Annotated in this window: 26 protein-coding genes; 11 read left to right on the forward strand and 15 right to left on the reverse strand. The window is 41.9% G+C overall.

The window, feature by feature from the left end:
* Window positions 1–42: 42 nt before the first annotated feature.
* The 4 genes from BK582_RS22875 to BK582_RS22885 form a co-directional block, all read right to left on the reverse strand.
* Window positions 43–2334: a DNA internalization-related competence protein ComEC/Rec2 gene (locus tag BK582_RS22875; protein ID WP_078597243.1), complete on the reverse strand. Its 2292-nt coding sequence runs from the start codon at window positions 2332–2334 to the stop codon at window positions 43–45.
* Window positions 2335–2469: 135 nt separating this feature from the next.
* Window positions 2470–3036, reverse strand: a complete 567-nt coding sequence (locus BK582_RS22880; RefSeq protein ID WP_078597244.1) for a ComE operon protein 2 — start codon at window positions 3034–3036, stop codon at window positions 2470–2472.
* Between the two features lie 251 nt (window positions 3037–3287).
* A complete protein-coding gene (locus BK582_RS27375; protein ID WP_169911226.1) occupies window positions 3288–3440 on the reverse strand; it encodes a hypothetical protein in 153 nt (50 codons plus the stop codon).
* Between the two features lie 46 nt (window positions 3441–3486).
* On the reverse strand, window positions 3487–4098 hold the full coding sequence (locus BK582_RS22885; RefSeq protein ID WP_078597245.1) for a helix-hairpin-helix domain-containing protein: 612 nt from the start codon (window positions 4096–4098) through the stop codon (window positions 3487–3489).
* Window positions 4099–4193: 95 nt separating this feature from the next.
* Here BK582_RS22885 and comER point away from each other — a divergent pair, with 95 nt between their 5' ends.
* A complete protein-coding gene (gene comER / locus BK582_RS22890; RefSeq protein WP_078597246.1) occupies window positions 4194–5036 on the forward strand; it encodes a late competence protein ComER in 843 nt (280 codons plus the stop codon).
* A gap of 10 nt (window positions 5037–5046) precedes the next feature.
* On the opposite strand, the gene BK582_RS22895 is transcribed toward comER, so the two are convergent.
* Genes BK582_RS22895 through BK582_RS22930 form a run of 8 tightly spaced genes read right to left on the reverse strand, consistent with a single transcriptional unit; the run spans window position 5047 to window position 10149 of the window.
* Window positions 5047–5811, reverse strand: coding sequence for a class I SAM-dependent DNA methyltransferase (locus tag BK582_RS22895; RefSeq protein ID WP_078597247.1), 765 nt, complete (start codon window positions 5809–5811; stop codon window positions 5047–5049).
* Between the two features lie 39 nt (window positions 5812–5850).
* Entirely contained in the window at window positions 5851–6204 is a 354-nt protein-coding gene (gene rsfS, locus BK582_RS22900) for a ribosome silencing factor (RefSeq protein WP_078597248.1), read from the reverse strand.
* A 20-nt stretch (window positions 6205–6224) separates the two neighbouring features.
* A complete protein-coding gene (gene yqeK, locus BK582_RS22905) occupies window positions 6225–6785 on the reverse strand; it encodes a bis(5'-nucleosyl)-tetraphosphatase (symmetrical) YqeK (protein WP_078597249.1) in 561 nt (186 codons plus the stop codon).
* Window positions 6778–7353 carry a nicotinate-nucleotide adenylyltransferase gene (locus BK582_RS22910; protein ID WP_078597250.1) on the reverse strand — a complete coding sequence of 192 codons (576 nt, stop codon included), beginning with the start codon at window positions 7351–7353 and terminating at the stop codon, window positions 6778–6780. The genes yqeK and BK582_RS22910 overlap by 8 nt, the downstream gene beginning before the upstream one ends.
* Before the next feature lie 15 nt (window positions 7354–7368).
* Window positions 7369–7659 (reverse strand): ribosome assembly RNA-binding protein YhbY, encoded by a 291-nt coding sequence (gene yhbY / locus BK582_RS22915; RefSeq protein ID WP_078597251.1) that lies wholly within the window; start codon window positions 7657–7659, stop codon window positions 7369–7371.
* Window positions 7660–7665: 6 nt separating this feature from the next.
* Entirely contained in the window at window positions 7666–8502 is an 837-nt protein-coding gene (aroE, locus tag BK582_RS22920) for a shikimate dehydrogenase (RefSeq protein ID WP_078597252.1), read from the reverse strand.
* Window positions 8503–8527: 25 nt separating this feature from the next.
* Window positions 8528–9646 carry a ribosome biogenesis GTPase YqeH gene (gene yqeH / locus BK582_RS22925; RefSeq protein ID WP_078597253.1) on the reverse strand — a complete coding sequence of 373 codons (1119 nt, stop codon included), beginning with the start codon at window positions 9644–9646 and terminating at the stop codon, window positions 8528–8530.
* Window positions 9619–10149 carry a YqeG family HAD IIIA-type phosphatase gene (locus BK582_RS22930; RefSeq protein WP_078597254.1) on the reverse strand — a complete coding sequence of 177 codons (531 nt, stop codon included), beginning with the start codon at window positions 10147–10149 and terminating at the stop codon, window positions 9619–9621. Before BK582_RS22930 ends, yqeH begins: the two co-directional genes overlap by 28 nt.
* Before the next feature lie 529 nt (window positions 10150–10678).
* Here BK582_RS22930 and BK582_RS22935 point away from each other — a divergent pair.
* Window positions 10679–10837, forward strand: a complete 159-nt coding sequence (locus tag BK582_RS22935; protein WP_414457999.1) for a sporulation histidine kinase inhibitor Sda — start codon at window positions 10679–10681, stop codon at window positions 10835–10837.
* A gap of 28 nt (window positions 10838–10865) precedes the next feature.
* On the opposite strand, the gene BK582_RS22940 is transcribed toward BK582_RS22935, so the two are convergent.
* Entirely contained in the window at window positions 10866–11084 is a 219-nt protein-coding gene (locus tag BK582_RS22940; protein ID WP_078597255.1) for a hypothetical protein, read from the reverse strand.
* Between the two features lie 399 nt (window positions 11085–11483).
* Here BK582_RS22940 and BK582_RS22945 point away from each other — a divergent pair, with 399 nt between their 5' ends.
* From BK582_RS22945 to mnhG, 7 genes are read left to right on the forward strand one after another with little or no spacing between them, the layout of a single operon-like run.
* A complete protein-coding gene (locus BK582_RS22945) occupies window positions 11484–13913 on the forward strand; it encodes a Na+/H+ antiporter subunit A (protein ID WP_078597256.1) in 2430 nt (809 codons plus the stop codon).
* A complete protein-coding gene (locus BK582_RS22950; RefSeq protein WP_078597257.1) occupies window positions 13910–14335 on the forward strand; it encodes a Na(+)/H(+) antiporter subunit B in 426 nt (141 codons plus the stop codon). Before BK582_RS22945 ends, BK582_RS22950 begins: the two co-directional genes overlap by 4 nt.
* Window positions 14335–14673 carry a Na(+)/H(+) antiporter subunit C gene (locus tag BK582_RS22955; RefSeq protein ID WP_078597258.1) on the forward strand — a complete coding sequence of 113 codons (339 nt, stop codon included), beginning with the start codon at window positions 14335–14337 and terminating at the stop codon, window positions 14671–14673. Before BK582_RS22950 ends, BK582_RS22955 begins: the two co-directional genes overlap by 1 nt.
* Window positions 14666–16150 carry a Na+/H+ antiporter subunit D gene (locus BK582_RS22960; RefSeq protein ID WP_078597259.1) on the forward strand — a complete coding sequence of 495 codons (1485 nt, stop codon included), beginning with the start codon at window positions 14666–14668 and terminating at the stop codon, window positions 16148–16150. The genes BK582_RS22955 and BK582_RS22960 overlap by 8 nt, the downstream gene beginning before the upstream one ends.
* Before the next feature lie 5 nt (window positions 16151–16155).
* A complete protein-coding gene (locus BK582_RS22965) occupies window positions 16156–16632 on the forward strand; it encodes a Na+/H+ antiporter subunit E (RefSeq protein ID WP_078597260.1) in 477 nt (158 codons plus the stop codon).
* A complete protein-coding gene (locus tag BK582_RS22970) occupies window positions 16632–16913 on the forward strand; it encodes a Na(+)/H(+) antiporter subunit F1 (protein WP_078597261.1) in 282 nt (93 codons plus the stop codon). The genes BK582_RS22965 and BK582_RS22970 overlap by 1 nt, the downstream gene beginning before the upstream one ends.
* On the forward strand, window positions 16894–17253 hold the full coding sequence (gene mnhG / locus BK582_RS22975) for a monovalent cation/H(+) antiporter subunit G (protein WP_078597262.1): 360 nt from the start codon (window positions 16894–16896) through the stop codon (window positions 17251–17253). The genes BK582_RS22970 and mnhG overlap by 20 nt, the downstream gene beginning before the upstream one ends.
* A 75-nt stretch (window positions 17254–17328) precedes the next feature.
* Here mnhG and BK582_RS22980 read toward each other — a convergent pair whose 3' ends face one another.
* Complete coding sequence (locus BK582_RS22980) at window positions 17329–18129, reverse strand: phosphatidylserine decarboxylase (protein ID WP_078597263.1); 801 nt, start codon at window positions 18127–18129, stop codon at window positions 17329–17331.
* 185 nt (window positions 18130–18314) lie between these two features.
* Between BK582_RS22980 and BK582_RS22985 the strand changes: the two genes are divergently transcribed.
* Together BK582_RS22985 and deoD are read left to right on the forward strand one after the other, a co-directional pair.
* Window positions 18315–20915 carry a CBS domain-containing protein gene (locus tag BK582_RS22985; RefSeq protein ID WP_078597264.1) on the forward strand — a complete coding sequence of 867 codons (2601 nt, stop codon included), beginning with the start codon at window positions 18315–18317 and terminating at the stop codon, window positions 20913–20915.
* Between the two features lie 204 nt (window positions 20916–21119).
* Entirely contained in the window at window positions 21120–21830 is a 711-nt protein-coding gene (gene deoD, locus BK582_RS22990; protein WP_078597265.1) for a purine-nucleoside phosphorylase, read from the forward strand.
* A gap of 145 nt (window positions 21831–21975) precedes the next feature.
* Here the strand turns inward: deoD and BK582_RS22995 are convergent, their stop codons facing one another.
* The gene (locus BK582_RS22995) at window positions 21976–22509 is read right to left on the reverse strand and encodes a CBO0543 family protein (RefSeq protein ID WP_244895466.1); all 534 of its coding nucleotides are present in this window, start codon (window positions 22507–22509) and stop codon (window positions 21976–21978) included.
* Between the last annotated feature and the right edge of the window lie 44 nt (window positions 22510–22553).

Here is a 22553-nt window from a genome sequence, read left to right on the forward strand (position 1 = left end):
CACTTCCCTGCCGGCAGTGTGTTTTTCCTTTTCATATACTTTTTATTGATCTCCGGTCATCGTCCTGAAATCAGCCCGTCCTCTCTTTACTGATATTTCTACCGCACCTTGCAGATCGGTTCGGTAAACAGCTATCCCCTGCTCTTCCAAACGGCTGATAACTTCCCCGTGAGGATGGCCGTATAAATTATTCCTTCCTGCAGATATCAATACAGCTTTTGGGCTGACATGCTGAAGAAACTCTTCTGTAGTAGAGGTACGGCTCCCATGATGGCCGGCTTTTAATATGTCAGCTGATAACACTGGGTAATCAGAAATCAGCCTTTTCTCCCCTTCTTCTTCAAGATCCCCATTAAATAAGAAAGCAACCTCTTCAATTACTGCATGCAATACAATAGAACGGTTATTCTCTGTAATTTCAGTTCCTGCAGGATTTAAAGCTGTAAAGACAGCTTCCCCTGTTTTCCAGCCTCCCCCCTCAGACACAAGCTTAAAAGCACTCCCTGTTTGCAGCATACATTGCAGTACAGGCAGAACCGACTCTGCAGGCGGTGAGGACTGAGGAAAATAAATTTCTTTTACAGGGAACTTTCTGGCAACATGACAGCCGTCTCCCATGTGGTCAAGATGTCCGTGAGTGATTATCAGCTTGTCGATTTTTTTAATCCCTTTTTCCTTTAAAAATGGCTGCAAAGCCCTTATTCCGGGCCCTTTCTGGTTTAGTATATCAGGCTCCTCCCCGAAAACCACAGCTCCTCCAGTATCAATCAAATAAATGCCTTTCCTGTATGGAAGCTCTATCACTACCGCGTCCCCCTGGCCCACATCAAGCATCGTAATAACCGCCTTATTATTGAAATATGGATGAATGAGCTGAAGAAAAAGCAAAAAACAAACAATTAGAGAGGAAAAAAGTCTGCTTATTCCTGAAGATCTTTCATAAGAAGTAAAAAAATAAAGAACGGACAGAACAATGAGAATAAGCATAAAGCCTGCGGGCCTTCCAAAAACAAGCATATCCCAGTGCCAGGTTGCAGCAGTATCAGCTGCAGTGTGTACAATTCTGAGGGTTGTGGAGATCAAATAATAACTGACAGAACCAGCTGATGGAAAAATAAACAATAAAGCAGTGGTGAAATATGAAAGAGGAAGAACCCAGAAGGATATAAAGGGGATAAAAATTAAGTTAAACGGAACGGTAAGCAGGGATATTTCATAAAAGTGATAAAGAATCAGAGGAAGAGAAATAAGCTGTGCAACAATAGTTACTTTTATTACCTGAACGACTGGAGAATCGTTCTTATAAAGATTATAAGAAAGTATTAAGGAGAAACTCGTTAAGAAGGAGAGCTGAAATCCCAGCTGAAAAATATAGAAGGGATTATATAACAGCAATATCAGACAAAGGATGGAGAGTGTATCCGCAGCCTTTACTTTCCACTTAAGCTGTCGTGCCGCAAGTACAGCTATACACATTAGAGAGGCACGTACTACAGAAGGAGCGCCGCCAGCTATTACTATATAGGCCGGTAGAATAAATATTAATACGAGGGATGATCTCTCCCTTGTAATCCCGATCCTGCAAAGCAAATAATACAGCGAATATGCTACAAGCCCTGTATGGAGTCCTGACACCGCGAGTAAATGAAGGATTCCAAGCTGCTGATAAACCCCTGTTCTGTCAGCAGACAGAAAAGACCTTTCACCGAAAACCAGGGCAGCAATCAGGGATGAGGCTTCTGCATCGTCTTTGGCCATAATCTTTTCTATGCCTGCTTTTCTGAATTTTAAAGCAGCAGCCATAAGTGTTGTATTATTTGTTCTGCAAGCCGGCCCGAAATGATCCGGTCTGATAATCCAGTTAATTCCCTGCCGCTTTAAATAGGTGCCATAATCAAAAGAGCCAGGGTTTCTTCCTTGCCCAGGCTGTACAAGCTCTCCTGTGAAGCCGCAATAATCATTATAGAATGGCGGTTCTTCATTCTCCTGCAGGAAAACCTGAATTCTTTCACCATTATTCAGCTTCATTTGAAAGGACCATTGTCCAGAACCGGTTGTGACAGGTTCTGTGATAATCTGACCGGCAAAGTAAGTCTCTGTACCCACGAGCACGGAGGCTGTCCTGTCAGAATACCAGCCGCCGTGAAAGTAAAAAAGCAAGAAAAGCAAGAGTGCGAATACTGCTTCTGCCTTCCCTGTTTTTCGCCGGGAACCAGCGAGCATAGGAAAAAGACCAGCCACCAGGAAAAAGATTCCCCACAGTCCAGGCCCATCAACAGCAAGAAGGATCCCCGCTACAGCCAGGAGGGCATATGCATAAGTGCGGGTATTCATAATTTATTATCACTCCCTTTTAATGAGGGATTTTTTATTATTTGGGATAAATATACAATCAGAAAGAGGAAAGGAAAAGAAGATAAAATCAGCCCGGCTGTTATGGGGGATAAAGGGGTTATCCCCCTGCCGGTGTCATGGTGAAGTATACAGCTTATTTGCTTTTTCTTTTAATTCCTCCAGCTGGTCTCTGTTAATACCAGTATCTTCAAGGAGAGCAAGGAGGTCTGCAGTGAACATCAGTTTTTCTTTATTGTTTCTGTCAAGAATCATTTCTTCAAGTTCAACCTGCTCGGCAGCCACACCTGCCTGGCTGAAAAGTTCTTCAGCATACGGATGGTTTTTGTAATCTGCTGCATAATAAACTTTTTTTATCCCAGCCTGAATCAAAGCTTTACAGCAGTTCAGACAAGGAAAGTGGGTAACATAAACCTCGGCGCCTTCTGTTGCAACACCAAATTTGGCACACTGAAGCAAAGCGTTAACCTCTGCGTGAATCGTTCTTACACAATGATTATCAATGACGTAGCAGCCTTCATCTATACAATGCTCTCCACCGGAAATAGCTCCGTTGTATCCGCCTGCGATTATTCTTTTATCCCTGACGATCGTTGCACCAACCATCAGCCTTGTACAGGTGCTTCTTAAAGCAAGAAGATGGCTTTGTGCCATAAAATATTGGTGCCATGAAATTCTGTCCATTATAAAGTCCCTCCGGCAAAAAATATCATTTTACTTATTAAGTTTAGACAATCCATTCCTGTTCCGTCAAACTAAAATTAATTAATATGTTATTGAATCAATTTCATAATTCAAGATTTTCAACTTTATTATGAAGATTATTATAAAAAGTTAATTTGTTAGATCGATTTACGCTTCAGACGGACGCTTTCTGCGGGCACGGCTTCAACTAATTTTTTCCGGCAGAACGCCGTCAAAAATGGTTTTTCAATTCATGCTATTCCCGCAGGAACGAGCATCTTCTTCACCGCAAATGCATCGAGTTGTCTCGACGGATATTCTTCGGAGCTAAGCTGGCAAAACTCTTTTTTGCGACGAGTAACCGCAGGAGCAGAGGAAGAGACAGTCGCCGTCTTACGCTGCAATCGAAAAGTAATGTTCGTCTTTTTTCACAAAGCCAATATTATAAAGTTATTTTACAGAAATTAATTCTTTTAATGTTTCCATCGTTTTTTCTCCTATCCCAGGTACATTCACCAATTCCTCTTCGCTTTTGAAGGGGCCTGCCTCTTCACGGTACTTCAGAATAGCTTCCGCTTTAGCTGGTCCTATTCCCGGCAGCGAGACTAGCTCTGCAGCAGAAGCATGATTTATACGCACTTTATCACTATCCCCGCCGCCCCCCTGGAAAATGACCTCCACATCCTCCCCTGCTGCAGGTACTGTAATCACCATTTCATCATAAACCTTTTCCGCCAGATTAACCGCTTCCTCTGCTGCATCCTCAGTAGTTCCCCCTGCCTTTATAATCGCATCATTGACCCTGTCTCCTTGTTCCATTATGTAAATCCCGGGGTTTACAACCTCTCCCTTAATATCAACAATAATTACAGTTTCTTCTTCTGCATAATCTGTCTTGTTCTCCTGCTGAGCGGCCCCTCCTTGAAGGAACGATTCCCAGTCTTCCTCGTCAGCTTCTCCTCCTTGTGTAGAGGGCAGCAGGAGAAATACAGCGGCAATAACCGTCAGTGCAGCTGCCCCGAACAACAGATTTTTTTTGTTTTCGCCAATGAAAGAATGCATTTTTATCACTCCTTAGAAATAAGATTTTGATTCATAATAAATAACAATCAATCATACGATTACTATGAGAATGTTTTGTAAAGGAGGGGAATGGTTTGAAGAAAGTTGGCTTTATCGGAACAGGAAGCATGGGCAGAATACTCGTTGAATCCTTATTAGATGCCCGGGCAATCTCATCAGATAATGTCATCGTTATGAACAGGACAGCTGACAAAGCCTACCAGTTAGCCTCTTCTTATCCTGGGTTAAAGGTTGTTCATGACCCCCGTGCCATAGTAACTGAATGCAGCTGGATTTTCCTGTGTGTAAAACCACTGCAGATGTTTCCGGTAATAAAAAGGGTTAATGACTTGCTTGACAGGAGAAAAACCCTCATTTCAATAACAAGTCCTGTATTAACAGATGAACTTGAGGAAATATCCGATTGTCAGGTAGTCCGCTTTATTCCAAGCATAGTAAACCGGGCAATGGAAGGGCCTTCTCTTGTTACTTTTGGAGAAAAAGTGGAGGAAACTAATAAACAGGAATTACTGCGTTTTTTCAGCACAATTTCCAGGCCGCAGATGATCGGGAATGGCATTACAAGGATTGCATCGGATCTTGCAAGCTGCGGTCCGGCATTTATAAGTTATTTAGTAGAAGAGATGATCAAAAGTGCTGTTGAGGAAACGGATATAAAAGAAGATGAGGCAATCAGAATTACTGAATCCATGCTGATTGGTTACGGTGAACTGCTGAAAAGGAAACACTTTACATTGGAGACGCTGCGAAAAAGGGTCACCGTTCCCGGAGGAGTTACCGGAGCAGGGCTGGAGGTACTTAGAGATGAGATAGGGGATCAGTTTAACCTGCTGTTCAGGAGAACACATGAGAAATACGCCGAGGACCGACAGCTGGTATGCCGGCAGATTAAAGAAAAGGAAAAGAGCAAGGACTAGTCCTTGCTCTTTATATTTCTCGGCCGTCTGAAGAATTCCTGCTGTTTTTTTCAGCTTTAATAAAAATTCTTTCATCTGTTTCCAGTGGTTCCCTGCGGCCGAAATCCCCAGTTATTTCAACTTTCGAAAATCCCGCTTCCTGAAGCCAGGTTTTATAAATCTCTGGTGGAAAAGTTCGCTGAAACTGCTCCTCATCTTTCCTTTCGTACAAACCGGTATGAGTTTTCAAAAAGAAAGTTAAAGAATGCTCCACACTATCCGGCTCCCTTCCTGGTGTACAAAACCATATATACGAAATATCCTCTCCGTTTTCTCCGTACATCTGGTCGTTGAAAATAGTGTTCATTTTAAACAAGGAATGAACATCAAATAAGAGTATGCCCCCAGGTTTTAAAGCGGAATATGCTTTTTTAAAAGCTTGTTGTACGTCCTCTTCCGTTAAAAGATAATTCAGACCGTCACAGAACAACGTAATACCATCAAGGTTATTAAATCCGGTAAGCTCACGCATGTCCTGCCGGTAGAGAGGAATTTCTAACTTTCTCTCCCTGATTTTCTCCTCCCCGATAGTAAGCATATCCTGAGAAAGATCCGTGCCAGAGGCATTAAAGCCTGCCTCCTGCAGCATAATGGTAAAAGTGCATGTTCCGCAGGCAAGATCCAGTACCCTGGAGCCTGCAGGCAGGAAGGCAGTGGTGTATTCAAGCCATCTGTCGTATGGGGCATCTTCCATTAGATAATCATACACAGATGCAAAATGCTCTTCGTTTTTCATTATTTTTCCCCTTCTGAATAAGCAGTAAAAGTGCGGGGATTAATTTAACACCTGTTCAGCTGTATATGCTGGTGCGTCTCCCCATAATTTTTCCAGATTATAATATGGCCTCTCATCTTTATGGAAAACGTGGACAACTATATCGTTTAAATCGATTAACACCCAGCGGCTTTCATCGATACCTTCCAGCCTCTTGATATCCTGCCCCTGTTCCATAGCACGGTCTTTCACTTCTCTGGCTATAGCTTCTACCTGCTTTTCTGAGTTACCATGGCATATAATAAAGTAATCGGCAATTAAAGAAATGCCTTTCATATTTAAAACAACTATATTTTCAGCCCTTTTATCATCAGCTGCTCTGACAGCGGTATCTAACAGTTCATTTGTGTCCATGAAAATGTGATAACCTCCTTTTATTTGTTCATCGTATAATAATTATACGCTTCAAAAGTATCCGGATAAACCGGCTTCTTCTTTTTCACTAAAAATCCAATCGTATTTTTTAAAGATAATAAACAAGCTTCGTCTAAACTTGCCTTAGCTGTCTCCCGAACTTCTTCAATACCTGGAAACGACCTTCCAGGTTCAATATAATCAGCAAGGAAAATAATTTTTTCAAGTTTTTTCATGTCTGCTCTTCCAGTTGTGTGGTAACGGACTGCCGAAAGAATATCTTCATCTTCAATACCCAGCTCTTCCATAATATAATACGCACCAACGAAAGAATGGAGTATTTCATCGCCAAAATAAAGTAAATTTCTGTTTAAACCAGCTTTTGTTACTGTCTGCCTCATTTCCGCCGGAGAGCGGTATTTCGCATAATCATGCAAAATTGCTGCTAAACGGGCTTTCCCCACATCTGCGCCATACATTTCAGCAAGGCGTTCTGCTTCTTCGGTTACCCGTTCCGTGTGTTCAAACCGCCTTTGTTTAAGGCTCTTTCTGACGGCAGCAAAAGCTTCTGCTTCATTCATATAGTCCCCTCTCCTTAATCAATGAATAGACATCTTTCGTTAACAAAAATTTGTTTAACTTCTTTTCATATATTGTTTCACGAATCAGCGTAGAAGAAACATCAATTACCGGACCTTGTATAATGGTAATAGATGGGGCAGTCTCCTGTTCTCCAAATGTATAGCCTGGCCTGCGGATAACGATAAAATTTACCATGGCCAAAAGCCGGTCACTGCCATACCAGTCTTGAAGAGTGAGCAGACTGTCCTCCCCGATAATAAAATAAAAAGTAAAACCAGGGAATTTTTCCAGAAGCTTATCAATCGTATGCACAGTATAGGAGGGGCCTTCCATCTTCAGCTCAATGTCGCAAACCTTATAGCTTTTATTGAGCTTTGTCATTGACTCAACCATATCGAGACGGTCCATGGCAGTTGTACGGCTTGTCTTTTCCTTATGTGGCGGAACCCTGTTCGGAAGCCACCAGATTTCATCAAGCTCCATTTTCAGACGTGCTTCTTCAGCCATTAATAAATGACCTATATGAGGAGGATCAAACGTACCTCCTAACAGCCCAATCCGCTTCATCCTCTCACCTCTTAGTTATGGCAGCTCTATCTTTTTCTGGTTTTTAGATTCCTTATACAGGACGATCGTGCTGCCGATCACCTGGACAACGTGAGCACCCGCTCCCTCAGAAATGGCTTCAGCTACCTCATATTTATCTTCTTCGCAATTTTGAAGGACACTTACTTTAATCAGCTCTCTGGCTTCAAGGGCATCATCCACCTGTTTAATAAGGTTATCATTTACCCCGCCTTTTCCCACCTGGAATATAGGCTTCAGATGGTGAGCTTCAGATTTTAAAAATTTCTTTTGTTTACTTGTCAGCATTCTTAATTATTCTCCTTTCAGGTTGCGGAGCACTGCTTCTCTCATTACTCTGATGGGAGCTTCCACCCCTGTCCATAATTTAAAAGCAATCGCTCCCTGGTAAACGAACATATTGACACCGTTTAAAGCAATTCCGCCTCTTTTTTCAGCTTCTTTAAGCCATCTTGTTTTGAGGGGATTATAAATTAAATCACTGACAATCGTTCCTCTGCTCAGCATTTCCATTGACATAGGCATACTTCCTGTTTCCGGATACATACCTACAGATGTGGTATTTATAATTACGTCAAATTCAGTCAGCCTGGCCTGTGCCCTGCCCATGGGAAGAACAGTTGTATTGGCGAATTTTAAGCATGTTTCTGCAAGGTTTTCTGACTTTTGAAGCGTGCGGTTAGTAATAACAAGTTCCCCGACGCCGTTTTTAGCAATTGTAACTGCGACAGCCCGGGCCGCGCCTCCTGAACCAATTACAAGCACCCGCTTATCTTCCAGGCTGCTTCCTGCAGCCTCTCTCAATGACTGGAAATACCCTTCTCCGTCAGTGTTATATCCTTTAAGCCGGCCGTCTCTGTTAACAATCGTATTCACAGCCCCTATTTCTGCTGCAAGGTTATCAATTTCATCCAGATAATTCATAACTTCCACTTTGTGGGGTATCGTAACATTCATCCCTTTTAATCCTAATCCTCTGATCCCCTTAACTGCGTCGCTTAAGTTTTCCAGCCGCACCTCAAATGCATGGTAAGCCATATTTAAACCTAGTTCTTTAAAGGCCGCTTCATGCATTGCCGGGGACAAAGTATGCCCTATCGGATAGCCTGCCACCCCCATTATTCCTCTCATACTGATCTCTCCTCCATATTATCTGTTAAAAGATTGATGGCCGGATCGTGACATGAACTCCTTTAGGAGCGTAAGTTTTTACAAAAGCGCCCTTTCCATGGACCGTAATCCAGCCCAGCCCGGATATTACAATATCCTGCTTCTCATTTTGCAGCTTCCATTCCCGCGCAGTAAACTCCGGGAAGTCATCTTTGTTCTTTTTGAACGGAGGGGTCAGCAGTTCTCCCAGATGTTTTTCATACAGCTCATCTGCTTTTTCAAGTTTTGTCCGGTGAATATTCAGGTCATTCGACACATAGCATACGAACGACATATCACTGCCCTGTACAAAATCAACCCTGGCCAGTCCTCCAAGAAATAAAGTTTGTCCATCTCCAAGCTGAAACACTTTCGGCTTTATTTCCTTTTTTGGACTAATCACTTTTAATTCTTTTTTATCAAGCAAATGAGCCATTTGATGATGATTAATAATTCCAGGTGTGTCATAGAGTGACGACCCGTCATCTAATGGAACATCTATCATATCAAGTGTGGTTCCCGGAATATTGGATGTAGTTATCATAAATTCGTCCTCCGCTCCGAATTCTTTTAGGAGCCGGTTAATAAACGTTGATTTCCCCACATTCGTAGACCCAACTACATAAACATCACGGCCTTTGCGATGTTCTTCAATTAAGTTGGCTGTTTCGATAACTCCTTCTCCGGTTGCAGCGCTCATCAAATGAACTTCTTCCGCTTTCAGGCCATATTCCTTACTGCGCTCCTTCATCCAGTTAGTAAGTTTATTTCTTTTTACGGATTTAGGAAGCAGGTCCACTTTGTTCCCTACAAGCAGTACCTTATTCTTTCCTGCAAAACGATGCAGCCCCGGAAGCCAGCTTCCGTCAAAATCAAATATATCCACCAGTTTAACAATTAAAGCATCTCTGCTGCCTATTTCATTTAGTATCTTCAGAAAATCATCATCTGTCAGGGAAACATCCTGTACTTCATTGTAATGTTTTAATTTAAAACAGCGCTGGCAAATAACTACTTCACGTTCCAGCGCCGCTGATGGAGTGTACCCTAATTGTTTTGGGTCTTCGGTCTGAATTGATACACCACAGCCCGAACATATTACTCGTTCTTCTTTTGCTTTTCCCATTCAATAAGCCCTCTCTTCCTCATTATTTCAAATACTCTTCTTTCAATACGCCTGTTCACTCTCGTAAGTACACCATCAGTCTGCGCTACAGGGACAACAAGGATTGTCTGAAAGCCGCTTCTGTTGCCTCCCAGAACGTCCGTCAGAAGCTGGTCTCCTATAACCACTACTTCTTCCCGTTTCAGCTTCATAAGTTTGGCAGCTGTTTTAAAGGCTCTGCTCAGCGGTTTCCGCGCACTATGAATAAACGTTACTTTATGAGGTTCCGAGAAACTTTTAACACGTTTTTCATTATTGTTCGATACAATGACGATTTCAAAACCGTGTTTTCTAACCTCCTCAAACCAGGCAACGACCTCTTCCGTCGCGTCTGCTCTGTCCCATTCAATAAGGGTGTTATCAAGATCTGTAATGATACCTTTAATGCCGTTTTCTTTCAATTCCTCAATAGAAATATCATATATAGACTTTACGTACTGGTCAGGAATAAACTGTTTTAGCACGGTTTGTCCTCCAATCTATTGGCAGCTTATGTTATACTTCCTTCCCTATAATACATGTATTCTATCTTTGTTTTCAAACTGGAGAGAATTTTTTTCCTTGATTGAGGTATTCTGGATGATTCGACACAGTTCTTCAGGCAGCCCGCTTTATTCTAAAAACTTTTCGACAGTTTCTGCACCCTGCCTTCATTGTGGATAAACTTACTAACATATCCCCCTTTATTCCAACAACCATCTGTACCTTTATATACAGTTCATCAACAGGTTATCCACTATGAATTGTGGATAATATACACGTTGAGAAGGCAGCAGGATCATGATATTATCAACTCAGTAAGAAACAGCAGGCTATAGAGCAGACTTTCAGTCAGCAGGACATTACATAACAGAAATTAATAATAGAGGGCAGCAACCAGATGGAAAATATATAAAACTAACCGGAGATTATTCAGAATTTTCCTTATTTTATTTCAGGTAACTGTAGAGCCTTCACTACTAATTAGTAAAAGGAATAGGAGGTGGAGCTGCTATGCAGCGGCAGGAGGCTATGAGATATTTATCCGATGATCTGTTGGTTGAGACCTATAATAAAGCACGAGACCTGAAACTGAGCGAGGACTTTATTCTTCTTATTCATGAGGAAATGAAGCGCCGTTCTCTGGCGGACAAGCATCCGTTCATGTCCTGATACAAATTGCCGGAAAAGCAATAATTCATTATTCTCTGGAAGGCTGCTTATCCACCTGGATATACTCTCTTGGCTGAAATTTCAGATCTTCCAGAGGTCTTCCTCCAATAAAGAAACCTTCAATATTTTCTTCGGAGGTCTGCCTCTCAATAATCTGATTGTTTGCGCTTATATGAAACGGAACTGCAGACAGTAATAGTACCAGGAAAACAGCAGCACTTACAGTATATGTTTTATTGTTGTTCAATCGTCTCATCTCCTTTGTAATAAGGATGAGGCGATTTTTTCTTTTTTATACGTAAGGCAGGTCACTTCTTTAAAAATTCCGTTTAGAAGTCGATATAAGAGGATAAGTGATGAAAGGAGACTCTGTCTTTTTACACGGAAACATTTCAGAATTTTTTCAAAAAAACCTTGACATACCGCCTTATTTAAGACGTTCGAAAAATTTTTTTCGAGTTTTTTTGCGCACTTTCTACTTATTTAATAAAAACTAAAATTATAGTAAAGGATAAAACTGCCTAACGTGCAAGCACTAATAATTTATATTATAATTTACAAAGCGATAAGCAGGAGGCAGTGGAATCAACAAAAATTACCAATAGTACTGACACCTGAAACAATTTACATAAAGGAGGTAAATCATTTGTCAACGCTTCATTACTTAGTTTTAGCACCATTTATTATGGCAATATTTGTCCCGTTTTTTTATAAATGGTTCCGAAATATCCATACCGGGTGGTTTGTATTAATACTGCCAACGGTGTTATTTGTTTATTTATTGCAATATCTGCCTGTTGGCGGTCCTATGGAGCCGCTTCAGCTTACAGTTCCCTGGGTTCCGTCCCTGGGTATTAACTTTACGGTGTACCTTGACGGTTTAAGCCTGTTGTTTGCTCTCTTAATAACAGGAATAGGAGCACTCGTAGTCCTGTATTCTATTTACTATATTGCAAACAAAAAAGATGAGCCGCTTAATAACTTCTATGTGTACCTTCTTATGTTTATGGGGGCTATGCTGGGAGTAGTTCTGTCAGATAACCTGATAGTAATCTATGTTTTCTGGGAACTGACGAGTCTTGCTTCTTCTTTATTAATTGCCTACTGGTTCCATAAGGAAAAGTCACGATATGGGGCACAAAAGTCCATGTTTATCACAGTTACCGGCGGATTCAGTATGCTTGCTGGTTTCTCCTTGTTATATGTGATGACAAATACGTTCAGTATTCAGGAGATAATTGCGCAGGCTGGTACAATAATTAATGATCCGCTGTTTATTCCGGCTATGCTGCTGATCTTATTAGGTGCATTCACTAAATCAGCTCAGTTTCCGTTCCACATCTGGCTTCCGGATGCTATGGAAGCACCTACGCCTGTTAGTGCGTACCTGCACTCAGCTACGATGGTAAAAGCAGGGATCTATCTTGTCGCCCGTTTGACACCTGTTTTCGGAGGAACAGCCCAGTGGTTCTGGCTGCTGACGATCTTCGGCCTTGTTACACTGGTCTGGGGCTCCGTCTCAGCAATCAGGCAAAAAGACCTTAAAGCAATACTGGCGTTTTCAACGATTAGTCAGCTGGGGCTGATTATGTCCCTGCTTGGCCTTGGTTCAGCCGCCGTTCACTATGATGTTGCAGAAGTGGATATGCTTTACGCTACTGCTGTAATGGCAGCTGTATTCCACTTAGTTAACCATGCTACTTTTAAAGGAAGCCTGTTTATGGTGGTCGGGATTGTGGATCATGAGACCGGGACCCGTGATATCCGGAACCTTGGCGGCTTAATGACCATCATGCCGATTACATTCACCATCTCTTTAATCGGTCTTGCTTCCATGGCGGGACTGCCTCCGTTCAATGGATTCCTGAGTAAGGAGATGTTCTTTACAGGAACGCTTAATGCTACGACTCTTGATATATTCAATGTTTCCACATGGGGCTTTTTATTCCCTGTGTTAGCATGGGTAGCCAGTGTCTTTACCTTTGCTTATTGTATGATAATGTTTTTCAGAACCTTCACTGGTAAATACCAGCCGGAGAAACTGAAAAAAGAAGCTCATGAAGCTCCGGTAGGTATGCTTATTTCACCAATCGTGCTTGCTTCTTTAGTTGTCATCTTCGGGCTGTTCCCTAACCTGCTTGGCTACACAATTATTGAGCCCGCAATGCAGTCTATTCTCCCTAACCTGTTAGGGGAAGGAGATAGATTCTATGTAAATATATACCACTGGCACGGGTTAAATCCGGAACTGTTTATGACTATAGGGGTCGTACTGTTCGGTATGCTCGTAGTCCTGAATCTGAAACGCTGGCAGGAAACAACTTTCTTCCTGAAAGAACGGGATCCGCTGAACAGAGTGTATGACAGCGGTCTGGATGGCCTTATTACAGGCTCTCAGCGTGTAACAAATTTCCAGATGACAGGATTACTGAGAGATTACTTTGCTTTTATGATGGTATTTATGATTTTCCTCGTCGGCTGGACATTTATTCAGTTTGACGCGTTATCGTTTGAGTCTCTGGCAATGTTTGACGCAGGGGAAGTCACGCCATTTCTCTGGATAATTACCCTGGTTCTTATTGCAGCCACAGTCACGATGCCTTTTATTCAGCAGCGTATTACAGGAATAATTGTCGTAGGTGTCATTGGGTTCCTGATCGCCCTTCTGTTTGTTGTATTCAGAGCACCCGACCTTGCACTTACACAGCTGCTTGTAGAAACAGTAATGGTAGTACTTCTGCTTCTTGCTTTCTACCACCTTCCGGAACTGAGAAAAGAAAAATTCACACCAAGATTCCGGTTTACCAACCTTGTTATCTCTGTAGGGATGGGGCTTATGGTGACAATAATTGCATTTAGCGTACATGCTTTACGGCAAACTTCAGGTTTTGATCCTATTTCCGACTTTTTCGTAGAGGCTTCTGTGCCTCTGGCGGGAGGATATAACATGGTAAACGTCATTCTTGTTGACTTCCGGGGACTGGATACATTGCTCGAAGTGCTTGTTCTAGCGATAGCAGCCTTAGGTGTGGTCACATTGATTAAGCATAAATTTAAAGGAGGCGAGGATGTATGAAGACGAACTTTCTGATGCTGCATACAATAACGCGGATAGTTGCATTCATTATCCTTTCCTTCTCCGTCTTCTTGTTTTTTGCCGGGCATAATAATCCTGGCGGCGGATTTATTGGAGGGCTGATGACAGCTTCTGCCCTGCTGCTTTTGTATGTCAGCTTTGACCTTAAGACAATCAAGAGAGTCATTCCTTTTAATTATTCAACAATGATTGCTGTGGGGCTTCTTATCGCAATTGCCACCGGCCTGAACAGTTTTCTTTTCGGAGATCCATTTTTAACTCAGTATTTTGAGTATTACGATCTTCCTGTCTTAGGAGAAACTGAACTGACAACAGCTCTCCCGTTTGACCTTGGGATTTACCTTGTTGTTGTAGGGGTAGCTTTGCTGACGATTCTTACGATCGCGGAGGATGATGCATAATGGAGATATTAATGATAATAACGGTTGGAGTACTCGTCTCCGTGGCAACCTATATGATATTGACTAAAAGCCTTCTCCGTGTAGTGCTGGGAATCATGCTCCTTTCCCATGGAGCCCACCTGCTCCTTCTCACTCTTTCAGGACTTGGAGAAGGAGCACCTCCCCTTCTCGGAGAACAGGCGGAAGCGTATAGTGACCCGCTGCCTCAGGCATTGATTCTGACAGCAATCGTAATCAGTTTTGGGGTAACAGCTTTTTTACTTGTTTTAGCTTACCGCACATATAAAGAACATAAAACAGATGATCTTGATGAATTAAGGGGTAGTGCCGATGAATAATATTGTCTTACTCCCTGTTCTGATACCTTTCATTATGGGCGTTATTTTGATCCTTTTCAGGAACAGCCCGTCCATCCAGCGTTTTATCAGCGCCGTGACAGCGTTCGCTATGCTCGCTGTCTCCATATACTTAACGTATATTATCTATCAGAACGGGATCACTACAGTTGAATTAGGAAATTGGCCTGCACCATTTGGAATAGTGTTAGTCGGTGATTTATTTGCAGGACTGATGCTTATCCTGGCCAGTATTGTCGGAGTGGCGTGTCTGTTCTTTGCATTTCAGACAATTCACTCAGAAAGAGAAAAATTCTATTTTTATCCTTTTTACTTTTTCTTATTGACAGGAGTAAACGGTGCATTTCTGACAGGGGATTTGTTTAACCTCTTCGTATTTTTTGAAGTTATGCTGATTGCCTCCTATGTTTTAATAGTGATAGGTGGAACAAAGTATCAGCTTCGTGAGTCTTTTAAGTATGTAGTAATAAACATTTTCGCTTCCATGTTTTTCATTATCGGGATAGCGTATTTATATTCTGTAACAGGAACGCTGAACCTGGCCCAGCTCGGGGAGCGGGTTGGCGAACTTGAACAGACAGGTGTCCTTAATGTTGTCGCTATTCTGTTTCTCATTGTATTCGGTATGAAGGGAGCCCTTTTCCCACTGTATTTCTGGCTTCCTAAGTCATACTATGGCCCTCCTGCAGCAATTGCTGCCCTGTTCGGGGGACTGCTTACAAAAGTAGGGATTTATGCAATCATCCGCTCGTTCACCCTTATTTTCACGCATAACCCTGATTTCACACACAATATTATTTTAGCTTTGGCAGGTTTTACAATGTTCTTTGGAGTATTAGGAGCTGTTTCCCAGTTCGACTTCAAACGCATCCTTTCCTACCACATCATCAGCCAGGTTGGCTATATGGTGATGGGGCTTGGGCTTTATACTCCACTTGCCATTGCCGGGGCAATCTATTACATCGCCCACCATATTATTGTAAAAGCTGCATTGTTCCTTTTTGCAGGTGCTACGCAAAAGATTACAGGCACCACTGACTTAAAGAAGATGAGCGGCTTGTTAAAGACCCACCCTGCACTGGCCTGGCTCTTTTTCATCGCAGCCATCTCACTTGCAGGGATACCGCCGCTAAGCGGATTCTTCAGTAAATTCGCGTTAATTTTATCCGGTATTCAGGAAGAGCGTTATTTTATCGTATTTGTAAGTTTATTAGTAGGGCTGTTGACCCTCTTCTCCATGATGAAGATTTTCGTCTATGTTTTCTGGGGCAAACCTTCATTATCAGAGGAAGAAGTTAAAAAGACGAAACTGGCTCCCCTTCTCTGGCCTGTCGCTCCGCTTGTAGCTTTATCCATTATTATGGGGCTTGCGGCCGAGCCAATCTTTTCTTTCTCTATGGAAGTTGCGGAACAGCTGCTCGACCCATCACTTTATATAAATTCTGTACTTAAGGAGTAGGTGCTATGGCTTTTCAAATCCTGCTTAATATCGGTATTGCGCTCATATGGATGCTGTTAAGAAACGAATTCTCCGGCGTGGAATTCATGCTGGGCTATATTGTAGGTTTAGCAATGCTATTTTTGCTCAGGCGTTTTTTAAAGTTCGACTTTTACTTTCGCCGGGTAATTGCAATGTTTAAACTGATTGGTTTATTTATCTACAAACTGATTCTGTCAAACATTGATGTAATTAAAATAGTATTAAGCCCGAAAATGGACATAACTCCTGGAATAATAGCTGTTCCCACAAAGCTGAAAACCGACTGGGAGGTAACCTTGTTAGCAACGCTTATTTCGCTGACTCCAGGAACACTGTCCATGGATTTTTCGGAAGATGGAAAAACGATATTTGTGCATTCTATTCATGTACCTGATAAAGACGAAGCAATCAAAGAAATTCATGATTCTTTCGAAAAGGCTATTCTGGAGGTGACAGAGTAATGCTGCAGCTTACAGCCCAAATAGTACTTGCTGTCATGTCACTTTCCATCCTGGTCTGCACATACAGAGCTGTAAAAGGTCCGACAATGTCAGACAGGATTGTGGCTCTGGATACAATCGGAATAAATCTTATCGGATTTACCGGGGTCATAATGGTATCCCAAGGTACCATCGCCTATTCAGAAGTGATGCTTGTATTAGCTATCCTGGCATTCCTTGGATCTGTTGCACTCGCTAAGTTTATTGAAGGAGGTGTGGTTCTTGACAGAGATCGTGATTAGTATCTTCCTGCTTATCGGCGGAGGCCTTTCTCTCTTAGGCTCTATCGGGATCATTCGTTTTCCTGACGTGTATGGGAGACTGCACGCGGCTACGAAAAGTGCCACACTTGGTGTTATCAGTATTATGATAGGGGTTTTCCTATACTTCCTGATTCTTGAGGGAATATTTGTTGGGAAAGTACTGTTAACCATCTTGTTTGTTTTCTTAACAGCCCCTCTTGCCGGTTTTATGATTTCCCGCTCTGCCTACAGAGTTGGAGCTGAACTTTCCGACAAGAGCATACAGGATGACTTAGAAAAAGAGATGAAAAAATCCGGTAAAAAAGCAACTACAAAATAGAGAAAAGCCACCGCAGACTGTTATTTGTCTTCGGTGGCTTTTTATTTTGGCTGTTAAAAGTATGTGTTTAACGGCTTATTGGTCCCGTTCCCTGAACCTTCCCAGAGTCTGTCCTTGTTTAACAATAACGTTTTCTTCATTCCAGTCTGTCAGCGGCTCAACAGTATCCGCTTCAAAAAGAAGGATAACCGTGGAACCAAAGGAAAAATAAGCAACTTCCTGGCCAGTTTTTACGTCCCCTTCCAAATGGGTTGGATGTATACTGTTAACATTCAAAGCCCCGATTTTAACCATCGCCATACGTACATTATTTTCGTTTTCGAACTCTGTAATAATTCGATAATTATTTGAAAGAGGATCTTTACCGAACATCAGACCTAGCTGGTTTACCGGGTCCGAATATTTTCCGAGAGCCCATCTTTTAGTAATAAAACCATTCAGTGGACTGTGAATACGATGGTAATCTTTCGGGCTTAAGTAAAACAGCATGTAATGGCCTCCGGTATATCTCTTCCATGTGTTTTCCAGGCCTACCATTTTACTTAAAGAATAATCTTTGCCTTTTACATGAAAAGCAGCATCCTCTGTAATAATCCCTGCTTTTGAGAGTACGCCGTCTACCGGACTGGCGATAATCCCCTTTTCTGATGCAACTGGCCGGGAACCTTCTTTAAGTTTTCGCGCAAACAATTCATTGATGGTTTTGTATTCTTTGATATCTAATTCCATTTCTTCTTTATTTATTTTATAGAAATCCACGAAAGATGAATTCAGTATTCTGCTTAATTTTGATGCAGTAAACATTCTGAGAATCTTCGTATACAGCGGGTTTTGAGTTAACTCCACAAGCGACTGGTAAAAACGCTGCTTTATCATTATCCTACTCTCCTTTTTTCCTGAGTTTCAGTTGCGTCTTTCATCGTCCTTATTGTACCATCTTTGTTAACTTAAGCAATTTCATGGTAAAAAAGATATAATAATATTAATGCGTTTTCCAAAGCGGAGAACGCTTTTTACAGCTGTTTAAATTTCAGCTTCTTCTATATGTGGAGGGACAGCACATGCAAATTATATTATCACATAACAATCTGGACTTCGATGGTCTCGCATCTATGATTGCTGCAAATAAGCTTCATCCTCAGGCAGCTATGGTGCTTCCGGCCAGATTAAGCCGGGACGTACGGCATTTTCTGGCTATATACAAGGATACTTTTAACTTTAAAAAAATTAAAGATATACCTTGGGAAGTTATAAAAGAAGTGATTCTCACAGATACCAGTGTCTTAGAAAGACTCGGTGAGCCAGGCGGAATACTTTCACGAAGACATGTAAATTACATAGTTTATGATCATCACCCGGTAACGGATTCATCAGTAAAAGCTGCTGGAATCATGCAGGAGACCGGAGCCTGTATCACTCTTCTGGCTGAAGAAATCATCAGAAACTCATTGGAAATAACTAATTTTGAAGCGACTGTCTTTGCTCTTGGATTATATACTGATACCGGGGCGTTTACATACGAAAACACTACAGCAAGAGACTTAAGGGCAGGAGCCTATTTTCTGGAAAAAGGAGCCAACCTGTCTGTAGTGGAACAATACCGGGACGCTCCTCTGCCAAAAGAAGGACAGGAATTGTTTCAAATTTTGCTGGAGAATGCCGAGACAGTAACTGTCGATGACGCAGAAATATTGATCAGCAGCTACGAACAAAAGGACTACTCAGGCAGCCTTGCTCAAATAACCCGAAAAATGGTAGAGATGACAGGCGCGTCAGCAGCCTTCTGTATAGTAAAAATGGGTACGAAAGTCTTTATCACTTCCAGGGCATCTTCAGGCAGGATAAATGTCCTCCCTGTCATCAGTTTATTGGGAGGAGGAGGACATACAAAAGCAGCTGCAGCCATGCTGAAGGAAAGACAAGTCTCCTCCGTCGTGAACGAGATTAAAGAAAACTTGCATAAAATCGTCGTTCCTTCAGTTACAGCTTCGCATATAATGTCCAGCCCTGTCCGGGTAGTTTCTCCTGAGACCACCATTGAAGATGTCTCAAAAATGCTTTACCGGTACGGTCACACTGGTTTCCCAGTAGTGGAAAATGACAAACTTTCGGGGATAATATCCAGAAGAGATGTCGATAAAGCTCTTCACCATGGGTTAGGCCATGCTCCTGTAAAGGGATTCATGAGCCGCCAGCCTGTTAAAATCAGCAGGAATGAAAGCATGGAAAAAATTCAGGAACTGATGATTGAAAAACAGGTTGGCCGACTCCCGGTAACAGACAACGGGGAATTAATTGGCATAGTATCTAGATCGGATGTAATTAAAGCCATGCATGGAAATGATAAACTGGATATAAAATACTCCTCTGCATCACTCTCTCCGTTCAAAAGAAGTCTTGATGCGGACATGCGGGAACAGTTTTCCCCTACCGTCTACGAACTGCTTAAGCTGATTGGAAGGGAAGCTGATACCCTTGGAATGAAGGCCTATCTTATTGGCGGCATGGTTCGGGATTTACTGCTGGAAAAACAAAACGAGGATATAGATATTGTCGCGGAAGGCGACGGTATTCAGCTTGCCAGGCATTTAAAGGAGAGATACGGGGGTTCTGTACGTTACCATGAAGATTTCCGTACGGCAACCTGGAAACATCCATCCAGCTTTAAAATTGATATAACGAGCGCCCGTACGGAATATTACGATTTTCCCGCGGCGCTTCCAAAGGTTGAAATGTCCAGTATTAAAGAAGACTTATACCGTCGGGACTTTACTATAAATGCTATGGGTATCTGTCTTCATAAAGAGGAATTCAGTGAACTAATCGACTATTTTCATGGTTACGAACATTTACGGCAGAAAAAAATTAAAGTCTTATATAATCTCAGCTTCGTTGAAGACCCAACAAGAATTCTCAGAGCCCTCCGCTTTGAAAACAGGTTCGGTTACAGAATGGACGCGCAGACAGAACAGCTGGCGAGACAGTCTGCCAATAATTTGACAGCAGTTTCCAGACCGAGAATAGCAAGTGAACTATCCAGATTGTTTTATGAAGAAGACCCTGTATCAGGAGCAGAGAGAATCTTAGACCTTAACCTGCAAAATTACATCTTAAAAAAAAGCGACGAGCCAACAGCTATTCTGAGGAGGATAAAAAACCTTGCAGCTGCAGTTAATATGTTTATGAGAAACGGGCTGGATGTCACTCCGTCAACCTGGATAGCATACCTCCTCGTATGTACACCAATGGAAGCGGAAGACTGGGAAGAGATATCCCTGTACGCTAAAAATAAAGAGGATGCCAAGCTGCTTAAGGATCTATACTCTATAATCGAAATTCAACCGCTGGAGAAGCACGATGTCTCCCATTTTCGATTAAGTGACTGGCACCGCATTTTCTCTGAAACAAATACTGCGCCACTGCTCATTTATTTCGCAGTATCAGGCGGGAAAGCAGCTGAAAAAGGGCTGGATTACTTAAAGTCCCGTGAAAAGTTGACGAGCAAGGTTAGCGGGGAATTATTAATAGAAACCGGTTTTCAACCTGGTCCTGTCTTTAAAGAGCTGCTCCATCAAGCGGAGATGATTCAGCTTGACTCACCCGAACTGACGACAGAGGATATATTAAACTCTCTTAAAATTCACTATAAAAATCGATTATAATCAGAAACTAGTTGAACCCATGCCCGCAGAATGCGTCCGTCTGGAGCGTAAATCGTCGAATCGCAAATTAACTTTTTAAGTAATTCCCACATTGAGAATCTTGATTTATGAAATTGATTATATTACCATGTCATTTTTTGCATTATGCTGTTCAAATGTGTTAATTTAAAGTGAAGAAAAAATCACTTGAAAGGGTGTTTTAACATGAGTGTACATATTGGTGCAAAAGAAGGGGAAATCGCTGAATCTATTCTGCTGCCAGGTGACCCTTTAAGAGCAAAATACATTGCGGAGAATTTTCTTGAAGATGCTGTCTGCTATAATGAAGTCCGGGGTATGCTCGGGTATACAGGAACATATAAAGGGAAGCGAGTTTCGGTACAGGGGACAGGAATGGGCGTTCCTTCCATCTCTATCTATGTCCATGAACTGATTAACAGCTACGGTGTTAAGAACCTGATCCGTGTAGGAACATGCGGCGCATATCAGAAAGACGTAAAAGTAAGAGATGTGATTATCGCAATGAGCGCTTCTACAGACTCCGGGGTCAATAACAAGTTTTTCAACGGAGTAACTTACGCTCCTACTGCAAGCTTCAAGCTCCTGAAAAAAGCTTATGACGGGGCTGTGAAAAATAACATGAACGTAAACGTAGGAAGTGTCTTCACAAGCGATGTTTTCTACCACGATGATAAAGAAATGGTACAAAGGCTCGCAGACCACCAGGTACTTGCAGTTGAAATGGAAACATCTGCTCTTTACACCATTGCATCCCGCTTTGGAGTAGATGCACTGTCAGTTCTAACAGTAAGCGATCATTTAATTACCGGTGAAGAAACGTCTTCACAGGAGCGCCAGGAAACATTCAATGAAATGGTTGAAGTAGCCCTGGCAGCCGCAGTGTCAGAGGACTAAAAATAGTTAAAAGAGCCGGCATGAAAGCCGGCTCTTTATTTGTCTCTTTTTCTCACCGTAAGATATACGGCCATACAAATATATATCCCTGTCAGAAGGGCAAAAAACAAAGGAGTAGATATCATATCCATATAAAAACTTCTTTCTATTTTAAATCCTGCAGCGGCGGGTGAAAAAACAGGAGCAGTACAAAAATAACAGGTACAGCAACAATCAAACCCAGAAGAGTATTTTTATGATGGAGTTTAATAATTGTAAAAGTAATAATATTAAAAATAAACGACCACCAGAGAGTCCAGCCATTATCCAAAACAAATAACCCTTTCTTTATAAACAGGAATTCAATAAGAGTAAAGTATAAAACCCAGGCAAATATGTAGGCCCACTGTTTTTTACCAGCAGGATAGTATTGCAGATAAATCATCAGCACAACCGGAACGATAAAAAGTGTAAATGTGAGATCTATCAGCGTGTGGTTCAGCCAGTCAACTGTAACAGCTTTGTACGACCATAGCGGATGATTATAAAAGAGAAAGTTATATAACAAATTACAAACGATGTAGAATTGGATAGTAGGGTAAAACTCTTTCCATCTTTTCCAGTCCACAAACACTTTAGCAAATATTATATAAACAATAACGACAAAAAGTAAATACATTAATCCCATACCTTTTTCCATTTCATTATTGACTGCCAGACTCCTGTTTATTCAGTTTAGTGATC

Origin of the sequence: Evansella clarkii (assembly GCF_002019695.1) — a bacterium.
Lineage (GTDB): Bacteria > Bacillota > Bacilli > Bacillales > Salisediminibacteriaceae > Evansella > Evansella clarkii.